The 5,226-nt window shown below is 30.3% G+C and carries 5 protein-coding genes and 2 tRNA genes; 3 read left to right on the forward strand and 4 right to left on the reverse strand.

Going from position 1 to position 5,226, the window contains the following annotated elements; translation table 11 throughout:
- Window positions 1-188, forward strand: a 188-nt coding sequence (locus L8D11_RS03225; RefSeq protein WP_236870239.1) for a hypothetical protein, incomplete at its 5' end; no start/stop codon positions are given.
- Between the two features lie 89 nt (window positions 189-277).
- Here the strand turns inward: L8D11_RS03225 and L8D11_RS03230 are convergent.
- The 4 genes from L8D11_RS03230 to L8D11_RS03245 form a co-directional block, all read right to left on the reverse strand.
- Window positions 278-354: transfer RNA gene (locus L8D11_RS03230), tRNA-Asp, on the reverse strand.
- Between the two features lie 20 nt (window positions 355-374).
- Window positions 375-450: transfer RNA gene (locus tag L8D11_RS03235), tRNA-Val, on the reverse strand.
- Between the two features lie 105 nt (window positions 451-555).
- On the reverse strand, window positions 556-981 hold the full coding sequence (gene dksA, locus L8D11_RS03240; protein WP_236870240.1) for an RNA polymerase-binding protein DksA: 426 nt from the start codon (window positions 979-981) through the stop codon (window positions 556-558).
- A gap of 18 nt (window positions 982-999) precedes the next feature.
- Complete coding sequence (locus L8D11_RS03245; RefSeq protein ID WP_236870241.1) at window positions 1,000-2,493, reverse strand: leucyl aminopeptidase; 1,494 nt, start codon at window positions 2,491-2,493, stop codon at window positions 1,000-1,002.
- A 189-nt stretch (window positions 2,494-2,682) separates the two neighbouring features.
- On the opposite strand from L8D11_RS03245, the gene L8D11_RS03250 reads away from it, so the two are divergent.
- Together L8D11_RS03250 and L8D11_RS03255 are read left to right on the forward strand one after the other, a co-directional pair.
- Window positions 2,683-3,768, forward strand: a complete 1,086-nt coding sequence (locus tag L8D11_RS03250) for an LptF/LptG family permease (RefSeq protein ID WP_236870242.1) — start codon at window positions 2,683-2,685, stop codon at window positions 3,766-3,768.
- Window positions 3,769-3,807: 39 nt separating this feature from the next.
- Window positions 3,808-5,112 carry a hypothetical protein gene (locus tag L8D11_RS03255; RefSeq protein WP_236870243.1) on the forward strand — a complete coding sequence of 435 codons (1,305 nt, stop codon included), beginning with the start codon at window positions 3,808-3,810 and terminating at the stop codon, window positions 5,110-5,112.
- The last annotated feature ends 114 nt before the right edge of the window (window positions 5,113-5,226 follow it).

Raw genomic sequence — 5,226 nt, forward strand, 5'->3', positions numbered from 1 at the left:
CTCTCTCAGAGACTTTATCAAGAGATACAATCGAAAAACCAAGGCTTATTCCAAAGCCGCTGATATGGCTGAATTATCTGTGTATATACATTTCTTCTTTGACGCTATATTTGCTTAGCAATGCCAAAAATTTTGGAACCTCGTTGCTGAAATTGACCCAAATTATAAAGAGTCAAGATTATGGCTGAAAAAAAATGGGCGCCAATTATATAACTATCTACCAAATTGATTATGATGGTTGTTTAATAAAATAAACGTGAACTATACACACATTTAATGGCGGGGATGACGAGACTCGAACTCGCGACCTCCGGCGTGACAGGCCGGCGCTCTAACCAACTGAGCTACACCCCCGTTTCAAGGAGAAAATTAAATGGTGGGCGATGACAGGGTCGAACTGCCGACCTCCTCGGTGTAAACGAGATGCTCTACCAACTGAGCTAATCGCCCTACCAAAACATGGTAAATCATAATTACTGGTATATACTCTAAAAATCAAGCAAAATTTGTTTATTCTATAAAATAAGGCCCAAACTTCAGCAATTAATTACAAAGTTATTCATCATTATATATTTTTTCAGCTCTTTCATGCTCTTCTTGAGCTCTAATGCTTAATGTAGCAATAGGTCTTGCTTCTAGCCTTTTTAATCCTATTGGTTCAAAATTTTTGACACAAAATCCATAGCTACCAGTTTTTATTCTTTGCAATGCAGCATTAATTTTGTCAATTAATTTTCTATAACGATCTCTGGTTCTGAGTTCAAAATTTACATCTGATTCAATCGAGGCTCTATCATTAACATCAGGTTCATTAAGTCTTTCATACTTCAAGTGATCAATAGTTTCTCTAGATTCCTGAGTCAAACTATCTTTCCATGCAATAAGCTTTCTTCTGAAATACTCTAAATGCATATCACTCATATACTCTTCATCTTCTGAAGGTCTATAATTTTCTGGAAGCTCAGTAATCTTTTCATTCATATTTCTACTCCTAAACTATTATTTTTCATAATTCTTAATTAAAAATTCATTAAGTAGTCTTACTCCATATCCTGTGGCACCTTTTGGAGAGCAATCACCACCATCATCTAGCCAGTTAACACCAGCTATATCAATGTGTGCCCATAGACAATCTTTTTGGACAAACCGTTTTAAAAATTGTGCTGCTGTTATGCTACCAGCACCACCCTTACCAACATTCCTTATATCTGCAATATTCGAATTAATTAAATCATCATAAAATTCATCCAAAGGCAATCTCCAAACCCTTTCTCCCACTTCTTTACCCGCTTGATGTAACTGCTTTACTAAATTATCATCATTAGAAAATATTCCTGCATTATGATGCCCCAAAGCTACTACTATAGCGCCTGTTAATGTTGCCAAATCAATCATAATTTTTGGCTTAAAATTTTCTTGCGCGTACCACATTACATCTGCCAAAAGTAATCTACCCTCAGCATCTGTATTGTCAACTTCAATAGTTTGCCCAGACATTGAGGTAATAACATCACCTGGTCTTTGCGCACTACTAGAAGGCATATTTTCTGCTAAACCTATCACTCCTACAACATTAATCTTCGCTTTCCTTTCTGCAAGAGATTTTATTAAGCCAGTTACTACAGCAGCCCCACCCATATCATATTTCATCATAGTAATAGATGGCCCCGATGGCTTCAAATTAATACCTCCAGTATCAAATGTCACTCCTTTACCTATAAATGCAATAGGTTTATCATTCTTATTGGGAGATTTATCACCATTCCATTCCATTGATATAGCAAATGTTCCAAAATCACTACCCTGCCCAACAGCGAGTATTGCATTCATTCCTAATTCTTTTAAACTTTTTTTATCAATAACTTTTACCTTAACACCTAATTTTTCAAGATCTTTACATACTAAAACAAAGCTATCTGGATTTAGAACATTTCCAGGCTCAGAAACTAAATCTCTTACAAAATGAGTGGAATTAATGATTTTTTCTCTCATAGAAAAAATTTTCTCCACATTTAAGCTATTGGAATAAACATTTATTTTTTCTAGAAAAATTTTATGCTTATCTTTTTTATCAACATAATATTTATCAAATACATAATTTTTTAATTTTATTCCTTCACATATATTTTCAATAAAGAAATCTTCTTGGTCTTTTAGCTCTTCATTATCTATAAAAATCGCAGCTTTACGCACTTTTAATGAATTTAATTTATCTGCAATATTACCACCTAATTTTTGAATTTTCACTCTACTCAATTTGTTTGCTTCACCAGTGCCACAAAATAAAAATCTCTTTATCTCTCCATTAATTTCAATTGTTGTAACTAATATTTCTCCAAACTTACAACCAAAATTTTCAAACATCTCTAATGTTTCAGTTATTAATTTAGCACTAGATTTTAAAAATGATGGCAACTTCTTAGTGTCTGATAAAAACAAAACACCAAATTTTTCACCGGCATTAAATGCAAGTTTATTAAATGAAAATTCCATAATACAATTCCTTGATGATATTCTTAACCGGTTACCTTATATCACATATTAGAAAAAGATAAAATAAATAACTTTTATGCTATGTCACAATAAATTTAAACTATATAATCCTCTAGTTGCAATAAAAATTTTATAATTTACATTTATTTATAATACTCTATTATTCCAATTAATTCTTCATTAGTTTTAATGTCCTTAGTCAACACTTACTTCAGAAGTAGCTTCTGTGATTATTTAAAAGTATTTGCCCTCACATTTATTGGATTTGTTCTAGTTATTTTTTTATTCGATATATTAGAGATTTCTAGGATAGCATCTAAGTATTCAGCAAGCTTTTTAGTAGTTATTAAATTATCTTTGATGAAAAATTACAGCAGTTTAAGTCAGACTATACCGATGATTATTTTAGTATCATCTTTAATATATTTTAATTTAAAAAATAAAAATAATGAATTGATTGCAGCAAAAAGCATAGGCATATCAAATTTTAAAATCGTCCTTCCTGTTATTTTAGCAGTTTTTTTCTTCGGCATTTGCAATATTACAGCCATTAACCCTATTGGAACGATGTTACTCAAAAAATATCAAGATTATGAAGCTTATAATTTTAAAAAACAAACCAGCCTGGTATCATTGTCAAAATCTGGAATATGGTTAAAGAATAAGCTTGATAATGAAAATTTGATAATTAATGCTTTAAGAGTTTCACAACTTTCAAATACTATAAATGATATCAAGATTTTTTTCATTAATCAAAATGGTGGGTTGGAACGTCAAGTTTTTGCGAAATCAATTTTGTTTCGCAATGACGATATAGTGATAAAAGAAGCTGTAATATTTGATAAATACTTTTCCATAAAAAAAGAAAAAGAAATGATTTTGCCTATAAAAATTTCTATATCACAGATATTTGAAAATTTAGCAACAATCGACACAATATCATTTCTTCAACTAATTGAATTCATACACATTACTGAAGAGTCAGGTTTATCGTCAACAAGATATCTATTATATTTTATTAAGGAATTATTATCACCCCTCTATATTATTAGTATGTCAATGATAAGCTTCGTTTTTGCTAGTCGTTCAACAAATAGAAAAAAATTCAACTTATCATCATTGCATTGCTTAGCAGTAGGATTTATAATTTTCTTTGGTACAAATTTCATTCATACAATTGGATTGTCAGGAAATATATCTATAATTTTAGCAGTATTATTTCCTGTTATAGTTTCAAATGTACTTGCATTATACCTCATACTGTATAAAAATTAACTGATTAGCAATTAATTTTTACACAAGGGATGACCAATTATGCCAGTAGATAATGCTGCAAAAATGCAAGATAGAAGCGATAAATTTAAAAAATTTGGAGAAATAGCTAGTGACTTTGAAGATCTTCTTCAAAAAACAAACATCCTGCAATTTGCCCATGATAATAAAAAAATTATAATAGAAATAAAGAATGCTAGTAATAATTTAAGACTTTATTGGGGTATTATCAAATTCATTGCTAAAAATTTATTCTCTGGAGATTTTTGGAAAATAATCTCCAAAACTTCTACTATCTATGCAATAGTTCAGAATCGCGATAAGCCAGAAATGCAGAAGCTATTGGTTGAAAAGACGAGCTTACTGGAACAAGTAGGAAAAAATAATGGGATTGTGAAAGAAATCCTAAATGATTTAGTTTTTACTACAAGTGATGAAAGCATAACTCTTTTAAAACCAGTAGCTGGGGCAACAATTGACCTGTTACATGATGAAGAATCAAGGAATAAACTAAAAATCGAATTAGTTAATAACTATTTCAAATTTAGCCTCAATTCTTTTGATGGACAATCTTTTATCGATAACTTTATTAAATATGAAAAAAGCCAAATTACAAATAAAATTAAAGATGAAAGCGACTTGGTGAAATTACTGAAAGAAAAATCAGATATAAGATTAAGAGATTCAAACGATACTTTAAAAAATGTTATAAAATCACTTGAAGCCGATGCTAATAAAACTGAAATTTCAAATGCACTAAAAACACAACTACGCAAAGAATTAACCCTCTTAGGGCTTAATGACGATATAATTAATACAATAATACCTGATGCATTGATGTTATCACTTCAAGAGGCACAAAAAATTCTTCAAGGCAACTATGATGAAGTACTAAATCAAAAAATAGTTGGTATACATAATCAAATTGAAAGTAATATTCAGCAAAATGGTCAATTAACTACTTTTGATAATTATATTTCTGATATTTTAAGAGAACATGCACAGTACATAGTTGACGTTCAAGAACCTTTATATCAGGAACAATATATCGAGAACTATATAAGGTTTAAGAGAGAAAATGATTCTACAAAAAGCGTAGATGAATTAAGAGAAGAAGCCATAGAAAATTCATATAATCTAGCACCCGATTATATGAGATTAACACAGAACGTGTTAAGAATTGTAGATTCCTTACCAGATCAAAATACTGGTAATATTATAGAATCAGCAAATCCCAATCTAAAAACCGCTTTAAAAACATCAAGAACAGCAATAATTGATTTTGTTAAACGCTATGTAAATACTTCAGTTTCCCTACAAAATATGCTAACAGGATTGGAAGCATAAATATTAGATAGCGTTAAGCAACTTTTAGAATCAACTCATTGTCAATATTTGCTTCATAAAGATTCCACTCATTAGAGGACATAGTCGCTTTAATCTGCAAAACATTGTGTGCAT

Source organism: Candidatus Bandiella numerosa, from assembly GCF_021811875.1.
In the GTDB taxonomy this organism is placed as follows: domain Bacteria; phylum Pseudomonadota; class Alphaproteobacteria; order Rickettsiales; family Midichloriaceae; genus Aquirickettsia; species Aquirickettsia numerosa_A.

Bases quoted from the DNA above. Each gene is read 5' to 3' on its own strand.
- dksA (WP_236870240.1), bottom strand. From the start codon at position 981: ATGAATGAAAAGATTACTGAGCTTCCAGAAAATTATAGACCTTCAGAA.
- L8D11_RS03245 (WP_236870241.1), bottom strand. From the start codon at position 2,493: ATGGAATTTTCATTTAATAAACTTGCATTTAATGCCGGTGAAAAATTT.
- L8D11_RS03250 (WP_236870242.1), top strand. From the start codon at position 2,683: ATGTCCTTAGTCAACACTTACTTCAGAAGTAGCTTCTGTGATTATTTA.
- L8D11_RS03255 (WP_236870243.1), top strand. From the start codon at position 3,808: ATGCCAGTAGATAATGCTGCAAAAATGCAAGATAGAAGCGATAAATTT.